Source organism: Prosthecobacter sp. (assembly GCF_044373815.1).
Lineage (GTDB): Bacteria > Verrucomicrobiota > Verrucomicrobiia > Verrucomicrobiales > Verrucomicrobiaceae > Prosthecobacter.
Genome location: NZ_JBIPNG010000130.1, coordinates 1 through 14,361, shown reverse-complemented (window position 1 = coordinate 14,361; position 14,361 = coordinate 1). Strand labels below are relative to the sequence as shown.

Annotated in this window: 13 protein-coding genes; 7 read left to right on the top strand and 6 right to left on the bottom strand. The window is 61.2% G+C overall.

Going from position 1 to position 14,361, the window contains the following annotated elements:
• Both ACIREA_RS12700 and ACIREA_RS12695 read left to right on the top strand, forming a co-directional pair.
• The coding region (locus tag ACIREA_RS12700; protein ID WP_397382646.1) for an addiction module protein at positions 1 to 238 on the top strand (238 nt) is incomplete at its 5' end.
• Positions 235 to 432 (top strand): hypothetical protein, encoded by a 198-nt coding sequence (locus ACIREA_RS12695; protein WP_397382645.1) that lies wholly within the window; start codon positions 235 to 237, stop codon positions 430 to 432. The genes ACIREA_RS12700 and ACIREA_RS12695, both read left to right, overlap by 4 nt.
• A 160-nt stretch (positions 433 to 592) precedes the next feature.
• On the opposite strand, the gene ACIREA_RS12690 is transcribed toward ACIREA_RS12695, so the two are convergent.
• Positions 593 to 799 (bottom strand): hypothetical protein, encoded by a 207-nt coding sequence (locus ACIREA_RS12690; protein WP_397382644.1) that lies wholly within the window; start codon positions 797 to 799, stop codon positions 593 to 595.
• Positions 800 to 963: 164 nt separating this feature from the next.
• Here ACIREA_RS12690 and ACIREA_RS12685 point away from each other — a divergent pair, with 164 nt between their 5' ends.
• Both ACIREA_RS12685 and ACIREA_RS12680 read left to right on the top strand, forming a co-directional pair.
• Positions 964 to 2,493 (top strand): ice-binding family protein, encoded by a 1,530-nt coding sequence (locus ACIREA_RS12685; RefSeq protein WP_397382643.1) that lies wholly within the window; start codon positions 964 to 966, stop codon positions 2,491 to 2,493.
• A gap of 342 nt (positions 2,494 to 2,835) precedes the next feature.
• Complete coding sequence (locus ACIREA_RS12680) at positions 2,836 to 5,664, top strand: autotransporter domain-containing protein (protein ID WP_397382642.1); 2,829 nt, start codon at positions 2,836 to 2,838, stop codon at positions 5,662 to 5,664.
• A gap of 282 nt (positions 5,665 to 5,946) precedes the next feature.
• Here ACIREA_RS12680 and ACIREA_RS12675 read toward each other — a convergent pair whose 3' ends face one another.
• From ACIREA_RS12675 to ACIREA_RS12665, 3 genes are all read right to left on the bottom strand, one after another.
• Complete coding sequence (locus tag ACIREA_RS12675) at positions 5,947 to 6,825, bottom strand: glycoside hydrolase family 25 protein (protein ID WP_397382641.1); 879 nt, start codon at positions 6,823 to 6,825, stop codon at positions 5,947 to 5,949.
• Between the two features lie 247 nt (positions 6,826 to 7,072).
• Positions 7,073 to 7,630, bottom strand: a complete 558-nt coding sequence (locus ACIREA_RS12670; RefSeq protein ID WP_397382640.1) for a YaeQ family protein — start codon at positions 7,628 to 7,630, stop codon at positions 7,073 to 7,075.
• A gap of 170 nt (positions 7,631 to 7,800) precedes the next feature.
• Positions 7,801 to 8,052 carry a type II toxin-antitoxin system ParD family antitoxin gene (locus ACIREA_RS12665; RefSeq protein ID WP_397382639.1) on the bottom strand — a complete coding sequence of 84 codons (252 nt, stop codon included), beginning with the start codon at positions 8,050 to 8,052 and terminating at the stop codon, positions 7,801 to 7,803.
• 324 nt (positions 8,053 to 8,376) lie between these two features.
• Here ACIREA_RS12665 and ACIREA_RS12660 point away from each other — a divergent pair, with 324 nt between their 5' ends.
• From ACIREA_RS12660 to ACIREA_RS12650, 3 genes are all read left to right on the top strand, one after another.
• A complete protein-coding gene (locus ACIREA_RS12660) occupies positions 8,377 to 8,736 on the top strand; it encodes a hypothetical protein (protein WP_397382638.1) in 360 nt (119 codons plus the stop codon).
• Between the two features lie 128 nt (positions 8,737 to 8,864).
• The gene (locus ACIREA_RS12655) at positions 8,865 to 9,962 is read left to right on the top strand and encodes a CHC2 zinc finger domain-containing protein (protein ID WP_397382637.1); all 1,098 of its coding nucleotides are present in this window, start codon (positions 8,865 to 8,867) and stop codon (positions 9,960 to 9,962) included.
• Positions 9,963 to 10,046: 84 nt separating this feature from the next.
• On the top strand, positions 10,047 to 11,303 hold the full coding sequence (locus ACIREA_RS12650) for an AAA family ATPase (RefSeq protein ID WP_397382636.1): 1,257 nt from the start codon (positions 10,047 to 10,049) through the stop codon (positions 11,301 to 11,303).
• 436 nt (positions 11,304 to 11,739) lie between these two features.
• On the opposite strand, the gene ACIREA_RS12645 is transcribed toward ACIREA_RS12650, so the two are convergent.
• Both ACIREA_RS12645 and ACIREA_RS12640 read right to left on the bottom strand, forming a co-directional pair.
• On the bottom strand, positions 11,740 to 12,399 hold the full coding sequence (locus tag ACIREA_RS12645) for a hypothetical protein (RefSeq protein WP_397382635.1): 660 nt from the start codon (positions 12,397 to 12,399) through the stop codon (positions 11,740 to 11,742).
• Positions 12,400 to 12,503: 104 nt separating this feature from the next.
• Positions 12,504 to 13,421: an HNH endonuclease gene (locus ACIREA_RS12640; protein ID WP_397382634.1), complete on the bottom strand. Its 918-nt coding sequence runs from the start codon at positions 13,419 to 13,421 to the stop codon at positions 12,504 to 12,506.
• Positions 13,422 to 14,361: the final 940 nt, after the last annotated feature.

Sequence of the window (14,361 nt, the reverse complement as noted above, 5' to 3'; positions counted from 1 at the left end):
GCTTGTCGAATGTGCGCTCTCCATGCCGCGTGCTGAACGTTCCTTTCTCGTCACCAAGCTTATCGGCAGCCTTGATGATGAAGATGACATCGAAGTCAGTCAGGAATGGCGGGATGAACTCAACCGGCGTGTGGAAGCAATGCGCGATGGCAGCACTCCTGGCATACCGCATGAGGAGGTCATGAGTGGTGCTCGCGAACTGCTGGCCAGCATCCGCAAGGAAAAGCAGGCCGCATGAGCCACCGCTGGAACAGACACGCCCGGATCGAATATTACGAGGCCATCGAATACTATGCCCGCATCGATGACAAGCTGGGTGAACGCTTTGTGGCGGCTGTCGAGGCGGCCGTTGAGCAAATGAGCCTCACGCCGCACGGCGGTGGCATTCCGCCCATGGATGGGCTGATCATTGGAGGTGCAGGTTTGTCGTAGATGGGTGTGGCGACAGCCCGTCCGTTCGCGTGCGTGCGGAAGCACCCGCAGACCTAGCGCCTCTGTTAGGAGCGGGATCGTCCCGATCCCTCTGCGCTCCGCCTCGCCCCACTCTCCCAAACTGAGGGATCCAGATGATCCCCCTCCTCCAAGCCATCACTCACCGCCACGCACTCACCGCCGTGGCGTGGTCGCGGTAAAACTTCTCAAACGCCGAGCGCGAGCCGTTGAAGAAATTGCGGTCGCAGAAATGGCGCAGTGAGGCACGGCCACCGCTGCGTTGGCCTTCTGAGACCCTGGGTGAGGATGCGTCTGCGCATGATGTGGAGCGGTCGTGAAACTCCTCCAACATGACTTCGAGCGGCATCACTCGAGAAGGACAGACCTGCGTGCCAACAGCCGGGCCATACGGCGGCTCGGCAGCATGCGTTGCACCTACATATCCTAGATGAATATCGCGGGGTATTGACCCCATGGACATTAAAATGAAGGCCCAATTAAGGTTCGTGGCAGCCACCCTTTGAAACCACGATGAACAAACATCTCCCGCTCAAGTCCTTGCCGAAAATCAGGAGGCGCATCTTCTGGTTCATGATGACCGCCGCCGCATTGGCCGAATGCCAGGCATCAGGTGCTGATGCATCTGTGATTCTGGGGCAGGCCGTTGACTTCGCTGTTCTAGCAGGTTCGGGGATTTCCAATACAGGGCCCACCACCATCCTTGGAGATGTGGGTACTTTCCCGACCACCACCATCAGTGGCTTTGGCACGGTGACATTGACCGGTACCAATCATGCCGGAGATGCCACCACCCAGAGTGCCAAAAGCGATCTGCTCACGGCTTTCAATGACGCCGCAGGCCGAGTACCGACGACCATCTATACACCGATTTTTGATCTCGGCGGACTGACCCTGGCACCAGGCGTTTACAATGATCCCACTTCCTTGGGGCTCACAGGAACGCTGACGCTGGATGCCATGGGTGATCCGAATGCCGTCTGGATTTTTCAGACCGGCTCGACGCTCATCACCGGATCGGGCAGCATGGTCTCCCTGATCGGCGGCGCACAGGCGAGCAATGTCTTCTGGCAGGTCGGCAGCTCTGCGACGCTTGGCACGAACACAAGCTTCGTGGGGAGTCTGCTGGCTTCGCAGTCCATCACACTGACCTCCGGCGCAACGGTGGATGGCCGGGTGCTGGCAGTGAATGCAGCGGTGACTCTGGACAACAACACGATCGGCCTGAACAACAACCTCATTATTCCTGTGCCCAATGCGGCGGAGACTCTGACGCTCACCGGGCCGATCTCAGGCATTGGCAAGAGCCTGACCAAGACAGGTGCAGGCGCGCTGATTCTCAGCGTTGCCAACACTTACACCGGAGCGACCCTCGTCACAGCGGGCACGGTCTTTGTCAACGGCACGGCGGGCACGGGCGCCGTTTCCACCAGCGCGGGAACGACCCTTGGAGGCACGGGCACGGTCTCGCCGACGGGAGCCAACAGCGTCATCCTCGCCGGCTTGCTGGCTCCTGGAACACCAGGCGCCAACGACGGTGTGGGCACGCTGACCTTCACGCCCGTGAACGGCGATGTGGCCTTCACCAGCACCGGCAGCGCGGACTTTCAGCTCGGCACGAATGGCATGCACGGCTACACCGCCACCTATGATAGCACCGGATTCCTCCTCTCCGTCACCGGCACCTACACCGATGGCGGCAATGACCGCCTGCTCTTCAGCAGCAGTGGCGCAGGCACACTCAGCTTCAGCGCAGTGGCCGCAGGCGGTCTGGGGGTGCACTTTGCCAACGGTTACACACCTGCCTTGCATGACGTGTTCGACCTGCTGGACTGGAACCGCATCACAGGATTGAGCGCCGCACAGCTGAGCCTGCCAGATCTCGTTTCCTTCAACCCCTTGTGGTCTTGGGATACGAGCCTGTTCGCCAGCCAGGGCGTGATTGGCATCGTCGCCGTTCCTGAGCCTTCGCGCGCCATCCTGCTGATGTACGGCCTCATGGGGCTGGCTTTGCGCCGGCGCCAGCAGCGCGGACACACTTGATCCTGTGGGGGGGGGAAGTTCAAGGCGGCAGGTTTGAACGGCACTGCAACGAGGCCTCAAGCGGCATGTAAGGCAGCAACCCTCATCGATTGGGCCGTGGGTAGGACCCATGAAATCCCATGCGGGCACCGCAGTGAGTGCCTGCAGACCTGAGTGCAAACAGCCCGAGTCATTCGGTGTCACGCCGCCACGTAGCACACCCGGAATACTTAGATGCATTTCTTGGGGTATCAACCCCATATGATTTTTAACTACTACACATTTAAGTCTATTCGTTAGATGCAAAACTAATCCTTAACTACCATGAAATACCCCCAATATCTCAAGCCATTGCCGAAAATTATGAGACGAATCTCCTGGTGCATGATTGCCGCAGCCGCATTTGCCGAATTCCAACTCTCAGCTGCTGTAGCTCCCATCGATCTGGGGCAGGCCGTTGACTTCCGGGTTCTCGCAGGTTCGGGGATTACCAACACGGGGGCCACCACCATCATTGGAGATGTGGGATCTTTGCCGACCTCCACCATCACGGGCTTTGGCTCGGTGGCATTGACCGGGACCAATCATGGAGGAGATGCCATCACCCTGGCGGGGAAAGCCGATCTGCTCACGGCGTTCAATGACGGTGCAGGCCGGCTGCCGACGATCATCTATGGACCGATCCATAATTTCGGCACTGAGACCCTGACAGCAGGTATTTACAATGATCCAAGCTCCTTTGGGCTCACCGGAGCCCTGACACTGGATGGGGGGGGAGATCCCAATGCCATCTTTATTTTTCAGGCTGGCTCCACCCTCATCACCGCCGTGGGCAGTTCCGTGACTCTGATCAATGGTGCACAGGCGGGGAACATCTTCTGGGTGGTCGGCAGCTCTGCCACTCTCGGGGTCAACTCTTCTCTCTCGGGAACCATCATGGCGATGACCTCCATCACACTCAACACAGGAGCCACATTGGACGGACGTGCGCTGGCCCTGAATGGCGCGGTCACCATGGACACCAACACCATCAGCCTCACGCCGCTTGCACCTGGTGTTCCTGGTGCGCCGACGCATTGGCTGGGCGCAGCGAGCGGTCTTTGGACAACAGTTGGAAACTGGGCCAGCAATCAGGCCGGCACTCCGGCGACAGCGATCCCCTCCCTGGCAGATAACATCACCTTTTCCGCCACTGGCGCGGCAAACCAGAGCACCACACTCGGCGCAAACTTCACCATCAATAATCTCACGATCAATGACACGGCAGCGGTCACCATCGCCGGTGCAAACACACTGACCCTTGCCGGCGACCCGGGCCTCACCGTCAACAGCGGCGCAGGTCTGCTCACGATCTCCAGCGGTCTGGCATTCACAGGCGCTACACCTACGGTGACAGTGAACAACACCGCCGGGGCGGTTTTCAGTGGCGCGGTCACTAGCGCCGGCAGTCTGACCAAGGCGGGCCCAGGCACCCTCGTCATCAGCGGCGCGACCACGGTCACCGGTCCTGCCAACATCAACGCTGGCACTCTCAATATCGCCACCGGCGGCACCTTCACCGCCACCGGCACCACCACCCTGGCCTCAGGCAGCACCGTTTCCGTGACCGGCGCCCTCGTCTCCCCAACCGTCAATGTCCTGCTAGGCGGCAATCTCACGGGCGCTGGCACCATCACCGGGAATGTGAACAACTTTGGCACCGTGAATCCGGGTGCTCCCGTGGGCACGCTCACCATCAACGGCAGCTACACCCAAGGCGGCACGGGCCTGCTCCCCACAGAGCTTGTTGTGACCCCGCACAACAATGACAAGCTGCTCATCAGCGGCGCGGCAAACCTCGGCGGCACCCTGCTGATCACCACGGCCGGCGGACTGCGCCCGAACTTGGGCGACAGCTTCAACATCATCAACGCTGGCAGCGTCGCCAGTACGTTCGCCACGGTGATCAATCCTTTCGAAGGCCCGGGTACTCTGGTGAAACTCGTCGTCGTGTACACCCCGACCGATGTCTTTGTGAATGCGGTGCAGAACACGTTTGCAAACGCCCTGAGCCTCATCCCGCTCACGCCAAATCAAACCGCCACGGCAGGCGCGCTGGACTCCGCTTTGACCGATGTGCGCCAGACTGCAGTGCTCGGCTATCTCAACGGCCTCAACATCAATGCCGTGCCTCATGAGCTCGACAGAATCGCCCCTGAGGAGCTGACCGCCATCTACAGCATCGCCTTTGCCCAGCTCGATACCGAAATCCTCAGCGTGCAGCAGCGCCTTTCCTCCATCCGCAACGCGAGCTGGAGCAATGCCAGCCCTGAAACGAGCGGCAAAGAAGCCATCCTCGGCGGTGTGCTCTCCCCCTCCAGCACGCCCCAATATGCCCGCCATGGGTTCTTTGTGAATGCGACCGGCCAGTACGCCAGCCTCGGAAACACCACGAATGCCAACGGCTTCGATGTGCAATCTGTCGGCACCACCCTCGGCGCTGATGTGCGCCTGAATGAGAATTGGGTCGTAGGCCTGACGCTTGGCTATGCACGGTCCAACAGTGATCTCACCGAAGGCGGCTCGCTCTCTGCCGATGGCATGCGCGCAGCCGTGTATGCCATGTATCTGAGAGGCTCCTTTTACACCGAATTTTTGGTCGGCGGCAGCTTCAACAGCTACGAGACCCGGCGCAGCGCGCTCGGCGGCACAGCCGAGGGCAGCACCAACAGCCAGAGCTTCGACGCGTATGTCGGGACTGGCTACAACATCCAGGTGAATGACCACTGGTCCATCACCCCCATGGCCTCCCTGCGCTACACGGACGTGAACATCGACAGCTTCCAAGAAACCGGCTCCCTGCAGCCTCTGGCCTTCCCCTCGCAGAATCAGAACTCCCTGCGCTCACGCATCGGCCTGCAAGCCGCCTACACCACCCACGTGGGTGAGACCCGAATCACCCCCTACCTCGGCCTGCACTGGCAGCATGAGTTTCTCGACAACGAACTCGCCATGGTCTCCCGGTTCGCCAACGGCGCAGGCAACCCCTTCACCGTGCACGGGCCGAGGATCGGACGCGACAGCGCCGTCGCCACCGCTGGCATCAATGTCGGCTGGAGCCGCTACTCCGTCTATGCCGCCTACCAGGCCGAGATGTTCCGCACCAACTACGACAGCCACACCATGATCGTCGGCTTTCGCGTGCTCTGGTAAACCCGCATCGGGTGAATAATCATCCAGGCCGTGTTTTGAAAACCTGCCCATGGGCTCATGGTGCAGGTGGCGGCTTGGATTTGTGATGATGATAGCAAGGGCGGCAGGCCCGGGAATGAGGAAGATGAAGTGGAGCTCCCGCCTTTGGACTGCGGTCGCGCAGTGAGGAACGAACGCAGCTACCGCTTTCGCAGGCCGGTCAGCACACGCATGCCACGGGCCGCCTCGCGCAACATTTCCAGACTGAGGGATCAAGATGATGCCCCTCCTCCAAGCCCTCGCTCACCGCCACGCACTTACCGCCGAGGAGTGCTCGCGGTAAAATTTCTCAAACGCCGAGCGCGAGCCGTTGAAGAAGCTGCGATCGCAGAAATGGCGCAGGGAGGCACGGCCGCTGGAGCGGGTGTAGGCACCGCCGACGTTGCCGGAGAACTCGGGACCGAACAGCGCGGTTTTGGGATGGCCGCTGATGTCGCCGCAGTACTGCCAGAACGTCCAGGTGCCAAAGACGCGCGGGACGCTGAAGGTCATGTGGGTGGAGGTCTGCTCGCCGTAGCGGGGGATCCACAGGCCGCAGGCCTTCAGCACCGCACGCTCGGCGGGAGTCAGCGCCCGCAGCTCGCGCGTCTGCTGGTCAAAGCCGGGCATACCAGGAAGTGGCACGCTGCAGTAGAGCAGCGGCCATGCACCGGTGTGCGCCCGCACGCGCTGCGCCGCCCAGGCGAGCTGCGACCATGAAACGCGGTCGCGCCCTTCGTTGTCCAGCACCATGAGCACCGGATGCGCGGTGGTGCCATGCCGATGCGCCGTGGCGGCCACCACGCGGATGAAGCGATCAATCTGCGGCTGCAGATTTCCTGTGCGGTTCACATAGTGGTACGCGCCCCACTTCATCCCTGCCACGCGTGCGGCGTGCTCGCGGCGCGCATACTCCACATCCGACTTCGAGGCGCCGCGTGTGGCGCGGTGGATGATGAGCTCCACGCCCATGCTGCGGAGGAGACGGCAGTGCAGCGCACCACCGTCCCAGCCGAAGTCCACGGTGTTGTTGAGCAGCGAGCGCGCGCGATGCACGGAGACGGTCTCGGTGCGGATGGGGGCGCAGGCGGAGAGGAGGGATGCGACAGCGATGCAGGACCAAATCGAGGCGCGTGAGTTCATGCGCCGTTTTAGCGGGAGGAGCGGGGTGGCGTCAATGAGGAAGCGTGGGGGGCGCGGTTGGAATGATTCCCCCAAGCGCATTTGAGGATGTGCGTCTGGGGACGTTCGGTTTGCCGCAGAGGGAGCAGAGATTGAATCTGAACTCTGCCACCTCTGCTCACGTTGCCCCTCTGCGGTTGATTCGAAGATGCCTTCAGCCTCCGATGGCTCCAGGGTCGAGACCGAGGAAGATCCGCTTCGAACGCCTTCACTCCGCACCGCACAGGCGCACGGGCTTGATCTCCACCGTGCGATCCCCTTCCCCAACAAACAGGACGCCTTCCTGCAGCGTCACGGTGAGGTCCATGGAGCGCTGCGCGAGGGCACCGAGGGCCTCGCTCTCGGCGGCGGGGATCTGCCAGACGGTGAGGTTGTTCACGCGGGTGAATTTCCCGGCGAGCGCGGCCCACCACGTGGCGGCGTTGCTGGCAAAGCTGTAGACGCTCACCTTCTTGGAGCGGCCGCAGAGGCGCACGAGCTTCTTTTCATCGGGCAGGCCGAGCTCGATCCAGTGCATGAGCAGGCCGGTGAGGTCGTGCTGGCTGAGCGCGGGCTCGTCCGCCTCCCACATGTCCTTGCCAAATTCGAGCTTGCCGAGGTCGTTGTTCTCCGGGGCATTGAGCACGAAGGCGAGCAGCCGGATCATCATGCGCTCCTCCGTCTCCGACGGGTGCCGCGCGAGGGTGAGCTCGTGGTCGGCATAACGGTTGGCGTCGAGGTCTGACAAGGAGACCTTGGCTTTGTAGATGATTGCTTTGAGGGCCATGCCTTCGCTTAGACGGGGAAGCAGGCGGTGGCAAGGGAGGGTGTGTGACGGCCTTGGTGAGGCATGCTTACCGCAGGTGATCCTACTCGTCCTCCTACTCGTCCTCGATCATAGCCTCCCGACTGCACGTGCCATGAACAAACAACCACGCAGCGCTCCACAGCCACTCCTCATGCACCTGCACGCCACCGGGTCTTGAACTCCGCCATTTGCGACCGCGATTCCTCTTCGGTCAAAACACGGCCTTCAGACAGATCACGAAGACCTTCGTCAATCTTGGCTGAGGCAGCCGCCTTCCAGCGCTCCTCCTGCCGCAGCAGCCCGAGGGACTCAGCCACCACCTCGTCCGCATCACGATACAGACCCGAGGCGATCTTCTGGCTCACAAAGGTTTCCAAAGCAGCGGGCAAGGTCACGGTCATGCTGCACAGTCTCTCAAACATGAGGGCTGTCAAGCCAGCCCACCGGCGATGATTCCTCCTCGGCCTGCTGTCCGGACTGCGAAAGCGGCGCCGCGCCGAGGCTTGCCGCCGCAGTCCAAGACGCTTTGCGCAAGCGTGAATAACACGGCATCTCATACCATGTCCTACCTTGGCGGCACTCCCTGCCGAGCGCTTTTGTGCGTCTCATGGCCAAAAGTTCATTGACGTTCAAAAATTCGTGCCTAGTAGGTGATAATCACCCACGGTTTTCAGACCCGACCTGCGGGCCGTCCGGTAAGATGCCAGAAACTGCTCCTCTCTCCTATGACACTGAACACGATCTCCGACCTGCCTAATTCTCCCGGCCCTGCCGCCGCTCCCCACGCCGCGCTGCCTTTCACGGCAGCGGCAGCACCCCCGGCTCCTCCGCCGGCCTTGCTCACCTCCCGCCAGCTCATGGCGGCGCTGGGTATCAACCGCCGCATGCTGAAGAACTGGAACCGCGACCGCCTCATCCCCTCCATCGGCGTGCGCCATGCGCGGCGCTATGATCTGGAGCAGGTGATGGAGGCCCTGCGCACGCACGGGCAGCCGACCCCGGCGGCTTCCTCCTCCGCCACACCCAGCTTGGACGGTCCCGCCGGGATGGCGGCTGACTGCGATTACCACGTAATGCCACGATAAAGCATCTTTTCAGAGATCCTACTCTTACTCCGCCTCCCTCGGTTTGGAGGCTTGATGCGCCGACGGTATTCAGAGTCCCTAAACTGGGGGAGGAGGAGCCGGAGGAGAAAGATTCCATGCCCCCCTTTATGACCCCACGCACAAACCACCACGACATACCAGCCTTGAAAGAGCGCCTGCTCATCCCGGAGGTATGGCAAAAGCTCGGGCTGCAGGGACAGCCGGCGCGGACCTGCCGCTCGCCCTTCCGGGAGGACAAGAACCCCTCCTTTTCCATCTGCAAGGACGGGAAGCGCTGGAAGGACTACGGCACGGGCCAAAACGGGGACGTGATCGACTTCATCGCCATGGCGCGGCAGATCAGCACGGCGGAGGCGCTGAAGGTGTTTCTGGAGCTGGCCGGGGTGCCCGTGCCGGTGAAGGGCCGCAGCCCGCAAAGCGGCGCCCCACGCGGCACCTCCTTCAAGGAGAAGGCCACCGCGCTGCTGCCAGCGCAGGAGCCGCCGCAGCGGGAGGGCCTGCGCGTGTCGCTGCTCAACGGCACGGAGGCGGACCGGCTGCTGGTGGCGGAGTCGCGCCGCATCACGCCGGAGGCCGTTTCCCTGGCGCTGGCGCTGCGCACGCTCACCTTTTCCATCGTGCAGGGTTACCGCTGCTGGCTGCTGGTGGATGCCGAGGAGCGCGTGGTGGAGGCGCGGCGGCTGGATGGCATGCCCTTCACGTCGTGCGGCACGCTGGGCCGGCGGAAGGCGCACACGCTGCGTGGCTCCCGCAAAAACTGGCCGCTGGGCGCGGCGGTGCTGCGTCGCATCCCCCAGTTCCGCACGCTGCTGCTGGTGGAGGGCGGGCCGGACTACCTGGCGGCGCTGCACTTTGCGCACGAGCTGGAACGCTGGGATGTGCTGCCCGTGGCCATGCTGGGGCGCGGCGCGGGCGCACGGATCGACCCCGCGGCGCTGGAGCTCATGCGCGGCCGCCGCGTGCGCATCTACCCGCATGCCGATGCCGACGGCGGCGGTGTCAAAAGCGCCCGCCAGTGGGCCATGCAGCTCCGGGAGGTGGGGTGCGAGGTGGACCTCTTCGATTTCACCCGGTTGCGCCGCACGGACGGCACGCCCATCAAGGACCTCAACGACTGCACCACCGGCCTGGATGAGGAATCCACCGCCGGACTGCGAGAGGGCCTCTTCCCCAAACCCGACCTGGAGGTGCATCCGCCGTTTTAGTCATGCGCGATCCCGGCCTCCTAACCACCGCAAACAATCGCAAACATTTCTCGTCAATACCACAACATAACACAAACACATACCATGGACCTAGCCACACCCTTCATACCCACCGCCGAAGAGATCGCCGAGTACGAGCGCCTGCGCGCACGCAGCCCGTTTCCCGCACAGGGAGCCACCCACACGCAGAGCACCGGCGTCCCCGCCCCGGCACCGCAGGCCTATGCAGGCAGCGCCCCGGCGCAGGCGGTTCCCGGACAGCCGCCGCCACGGCCACCGCTGGCGCAGTTTGTTCTCACGGCAGAGCAGCTCGCGGCCCTCGTCATCCCGCCACGGCCCGCGCTGCTGGACCAGTGGCTGTGTCAGGGAGACCTCGGCTACATCTACGCCCCGCGCGGCGTGGGCAAGACGTGGATGGCCATGGCCCTGCCCGGCGCCATCTCCTGCCGCCGCCCGCTGGGCCTGTGGGCTGCCGCTGATCCCGACACCTCCGCCTCCACGCCGGACGATGCCCCCGAAGCCCCGCCTGCGCCCGATCACATCCCCGTGCTCTACATCGATGGCGAGATGGCGCTGGAGCACACCAAGTACCGCGCCCGGGGGCTGGACCTCTCCAAGGTGTGCCACCTCCACCACGAGCACCTCTTCAATCAGAACGGCACCTGCCTGAACATCGGCGAAGTCGAAGACCGCCAGCGCATCACCGACCTCATCATCCAGCAGGGCTACCAGGTCATCATCTTGGACAACCTCAGCTCCCTGGCCAGCGGCGTGGATGAAAACAAAGGCATGGACTACGAGCCCCTCTCCCACTGGCTGCTCGAGCTCCGCCGGCGCAAGATCACCGTCATCGTCGTCCACCACGCCGGGCGCAATGGCCTCATGCGCGGCCACTCCAAGCGCGAAGACGCCTGCTCCTGGATCATCGAGCTGCGCGATGCCCGCCTGGAAAGCGACCCCGGCGCGAAATTCGTCAGCCACTTCGCCAAACCCTCCCGCAACACCGGCGATCCCCTCCCCGACATGCTCTGGCACTTCACCACCGACAAGGTCAGCGGGATCACGGACATTCAGTGTGAGCTGGCGCAGGTCAGCGAATACGAGGAATTCATTCAGCACGTGCTCGATGGCGTCACCAGCCAGAAGGACATCGCGGAGATGATGAACAAGAACAAGGGCACCGTCAGCAAATGGGCGCGCAAAGCCTTGCAGGAGCAGCGCCTCAGCGGCGGAGCCAACAAGCTGCTGCCGCCGAAAGCCTTGCCGTCCAAGGGGCGCGGTCAAATACGCGTCCACGCCAGCGATGACGACTTCGACGATGACGAAGATGATGAGGGCTGAAATCCACCTCAGCCCGCTCCACACGGCACCTCTGGTTGCCGGTTGCCCACCCTATGTTTTGACTTTGGCAACCGGCAACCACGCCGCTCCAATGCTTCGGTTTTTGGAGCATTTGATGGCAGGATGTGGCATCCCGTGGCAACCCGGCGCACCTTTGCGAAGGCCTGAAGCCAAACCCATGGCAACCGAAAAGGGGTGTTTGGTTGCCATGTGGCAACCGGGTAATTCTAAGCCGTGTTTGAAAACCTGAGCATCACCGGCGCTTTGCGTTTTGGAGTGCGCCGGTCCTCCGGCGCTTTCGAGTGTCTTATGGCCTGCGTAAAGCTCCAGAGGACTGGAGCACTCCAGAACGCTGGCGCGCTCGCCATTATTCTGCGGCCTGACGCCACGCCAAGGTGTTAAAACACGGACTGGCTCCGACCACGTCCGCTGGGCATCAACTCCCTTGAGCTTTCACCACCGGCTCCTCAGGAAATTCGACTCCCGGCGCAAGCTTGCCTGCAAACGCCACGGCATCCGCATAGCGATCGAAGTCTTTGATGTGCTCGACCAGCCCCTCGGCATCCACGCCATAAAGGGCGAGGATGGAGGGCTCGTATTCGGCATCGAAAGGATCATCGCCATAGGCCATCGGCTCAAAGTTGTCGTCGCCGCTCAGGCAGCGAATGGTTTGAATGCGCCAGTGGGTGAAGTGGGAGGCAGGAATAGGATTGATTGCCATCACATCCAGCGGCACGCGCGACGCATCTTGATAATGCAAAGGCAGCAGAAGCTTCATGGCCACATCCGGGCAGTCCTCGGCATCGAAGTATTTCAGATCCTCCACACTCATGCGCTGCAAGCAGGCGGCTCCAAACTTGTCCTCCAGCAGGTAGGGCCAGACTTCACACATCTCCTCGAAGAGTACATGCTCACAAGCCCATTCCTCAAACAAGGCGGCAATGCGCATGGCCTCGCGGTAAAACTGATCCACGCCCTGGAAGAGCTCGCTGAGATTGAGATTGTTCAACTTGGCGGACTGATCGCAGGCATCCCGCAGGGAGGTGGCGCAGGTAAAGACGGCGGCAGGATCGAGAGAGTCGTTTTTAAAAATCATGACTTCCCAGCAACGCACAGGGGTTTTAGTTTCCTGGCATGGCCGCACGAAAAAATGGAGCCGTCATGAACAGCCCATCATCGTGCCCTCGGGGCTTATTCTGGTCACTTCTGTTCCTTGATGAATTCCTCAAATTTCTGAGCGAGAAAGTCTCTGTTTGGCCGATGCCCTGGATAATTAGGGAATCTCATCGTCCTGCCATCCATTTCTAAGAGACCATGGCTGAACATGGGACCATCGCGCGTGGCACGCACTTGCTCACTCAGAATGACTTTTCCGTCAGGATCAATCCCCATGAGATTCGACTCATATGCTGTGTGGTGAAACGTGGACATTGCGATGCCGTTCCGAACGGATGCCTCTCCACCTTTGGAGTCTGCAATGATGTGAGCAGCTTCTAGCAATTCGACCAGAGGAAGATTGGTAAGCGCACATCGCAGACCATACGCCATGAAAACACGTTTTCGGAATGCCCGCTGATGCCGCCGGTTCTTTTTGATACCGTAAGAATATTCTACAGGAACCTCATCAACACGACTCAAGGTCGCCTCGGATGCTGGTTGATCGAAAACCACGCGCGCAACATTGGTTTGGAATGAAAACTCCTCCACAAAGACGGGGTAAAACACTTCATAGAGGCTGTCTGCAATGCCCCGCAGATAGATCAGGGGCATGTTTCTTCTGTAAGCCTCCTGCAACTGTCTGTTGAATGGGCTCTTTTCCCCCTCGCGCTGTAGACTGTAGCTGACCGCTCCATCTTCCAATTCCTTGTCATCATAAGGTGCTGATCTCCCCGTCCTTGAGGGCGTCACCTGTTTGATGCTGAGCGCTGCATCGTCTGTCAGTTCCTTCGGCTTGAAAATGCCTGCGGCCTTGGTCGCGAAGAAGATTTTTTTACCATCCACTTCGAACCCTCTCTGGATCTCCTCCCAGCTAAAAACATTGCCACCCTTGTGACGTATCATTTGTTGGATTGCCAGCCCGGCTGCTGCTCTGATTTGCGTATTAAGGTCTGATGACATGTGTTGGAGCGTCTCTGACGATTCAGCAAATCAATGCATATGCCATCAAAACTTGCCCTAGATTCTTCGGTATCACTACTCCGATGCAGCACACCATGCGCGAAGCCGAGCCTCATTTTCTTCCTTCACGGTGATCTCCCAAAGATCATCCGGCAGCGGCAGTACGCTGAACCACTGGCTTGAACTGACCAGCCGACTGCATGCTGCCATGGCTCGCGATTCGCCGCAGAGAGTGATGCTTGCTATGCGAAGTGCAGATGAAATGTACATTGGCGGATGAGTCCTCATGCCGACCACCTTGGACGATGAGTCTAGGGACTATGAGTCAAGTCGCGCCATGGTTTGAGCCCTTCGCAGCCCTCCTTTCACCCGCCACCCAAGCCCTCCGGTTGCCGGTTGCCATTTCGAAAACATAGGGTGGGCAACCGGCAACCATGAGGGTGCCGAGGGGTCAAAAACACGGTGCCGGAAATGGCAACGGGCCGCAGCGGAGTGCAGGTGGCGGCGGTGCGTGGCAGGCGGTGGAAGCCGAGAGGGGGGAGCCTGAGCCGAAATCATGGCAACCGGAGGGGGTGTTTGAGTTGCCGTGGTTTTGGACGTGGTGAGGGGAGAAGAGCGGTTTTTAGCGCGGTGTGGCAGGGCTTGAAGCAGAGGTTTTTAACCGCTGATAAGACGCTCATGAGACGCTGATAAAGACTGATCAGAATAGCCGGAGTCTGGATTTCCGGTTTCAGTATTAGCGTCATGTCAGCGTCACATCAGCGGTTAGAATCTGAACGTTTTCACCCGCGGCGCTCGGTCTCCCCCAGCACATCAGTGGGACGGGGAGCACGGCAGCGCCTGCGGAGCGCGGACTTCAGTCCGCAGCAGGTCGCCTGCGCACAGCGGGTGGGGGTTCATGCTGCGCGTCGCAATCACGCTGACTTTCGGTGTGGAGGGG